We start from the raw sequence: 1485 nt of genomic DNA, 5'->3' as shown, positions 1-1485 counted from the left end.
TGCACTAGTCAACAAAAACTGGACACAAAAACCTAAAAATTAGTCATTAGAATTGAGATACTGTACATATTCATCGAAGATGTGATACACAGAATATCCATGACCTCCATTCAAAGGACACGTATCAAGGAGCCGCACCTTCGTGCTTTGGCGCGAACTGCTCCCGATACTGCTTCGGCGTAAGGTATCCAAGGGCATATGCAGGGCGCTCCGCGTTGAAGAAGCGAATGTAGTCGGATACCTGAGCGGGGACATTCTCCGGCGAAGTAATATGGAAATCTGTAAAGAGTTCGGCCTTGATCCAACCATTAATCGCCTCCATCGCGGCATTGTCTGTCGGTGTGCCGGCTCTGGACATTGACCTGACAATGTTGTACATGGGCAGGAGTTCGTTGTAGCTCTTGGATGCGTAAACAGAGCCTTGATCGCTGTGCAGGATGAGCTTCTGATTCGGATACTGCTTCTTGAACGCAAGCACGTCCTGCAAGCCGTCGAGGTAGGTCATGCGATCGCCGCGCTTGGATGAGAGCGCGTGGGCAATGAGCTCGTCATTCCACAAATCCATATATAGTGTGAGCTCGTAGTATGTGCGCTCCACATAAAAAGCGGTCATATCACTCACCACACATTCCATGGGGCCGGTGATGTTGATTCCTGCAAGCAACAAGTTCGGATAGGTTCTGGACGGATCGCCCTCCTTCTTGTAGCTGTAATGTTTGCAAAGGCTCTTGATCCCTGCGATCTTACAGCATTTATGGGCATAGGGATCGGAAAATACGATTCCTTTGTCCAATCGGATCTTGGCATTCAGCCAGCGGTAGCCATGGGAGGGAAAGCGCCCATGGTATTCCTGAAACAATCCGATGCTCTGCACAAGCCGTTTCTTCTGTTCGGGTGGATGTTCCACGCTCTTCTTCCAGTTGTAGAAGCTGCTGCGTGGGATTCCGGTCTTTGTACAGAGCAGCCGGATGGGGAACTGTCCGGAAAGCTCCATGACTACTTGGTATTCTTCCTGCCGATAGGAATGAACGTCTTTTCCGCACCAACTCCTTCCACCAGATAACCTTTTTTTAAGCGTGCCTCTGTGATCCTTGCCATAACGAGGGCGTCGATGAGTTCTTCTTTCGTCATGGACTGGAGATCTTCCAGGCCGGTGGGAACTGGTATGGATTTGGTCTTGGCAAGACCCAAGCAGCTGCGCACACCCCTTTTCGGCGGGAGCTGGTTGGCATCCCGGTAGTGGCGCATGTAATCCCGTGCGGTCTGCTCGCTGATCCCATATTCTTCTGCTGCTTCATATCTCGTAAGCTCGCCGTCGTAGATCCGACGGCCTATGTCCAAACGTTGCTCCTTGGTGTACTTCACGTGGCAACCTCCTGTCTGCATCGGGAGATAGGCTGTCCGCTGCCTGTCATCCTGTGTACAGGATACTGCAAACAGTGTCCATTTTCTACCCCCTCTGTGTCCAGTTTTAGTTTACCACTT

The 1485-nt window shown here is 51.0% G+C and carries 1 protein-coding gene and 1 pseudogene; both read right to left on the bottom strand.

Annotated elements, in window-relative coordinates; translation table 11 throughout:
• Positions 1 to 124: 124 nt before the first annotated feature.
• Positions 125 to 1033 (bottom strand): annotated as a pseudogene (locus HMPREF7545_RS09840) (IS3 family transposase); the annotation flags it as partial.
• Complete coding sequence (locus tag HMPREF7545_RS09835; RefSeq protein ID WP_006696607.1) at positions 997 to 1365, bottom strand: hypothetical protein; 369 nt, start codon at positions 1363 to 1365, stop codon at positions 997 to 999. The gene HMPREF7545_RS09835 and the pseudogene HMPREF7545_RS09840, both read right to left, overlap by 37 nt.
• Positions 1366 to 1485 lie beyond the last annotated feature (120 nt).

Source organism: Centipeda noxia ATCC 43541, assembly GCF_000160555.1.
Taxonomy (GTDB): Bacteria; Bacillota; Negativicutes; order Selenomonadales; family Selenomonadaceae; genus Centipeda; species Centipeda noxia.
This window is presented reverse-complemented; position numbering and strand designations above follow the sequence as displayed.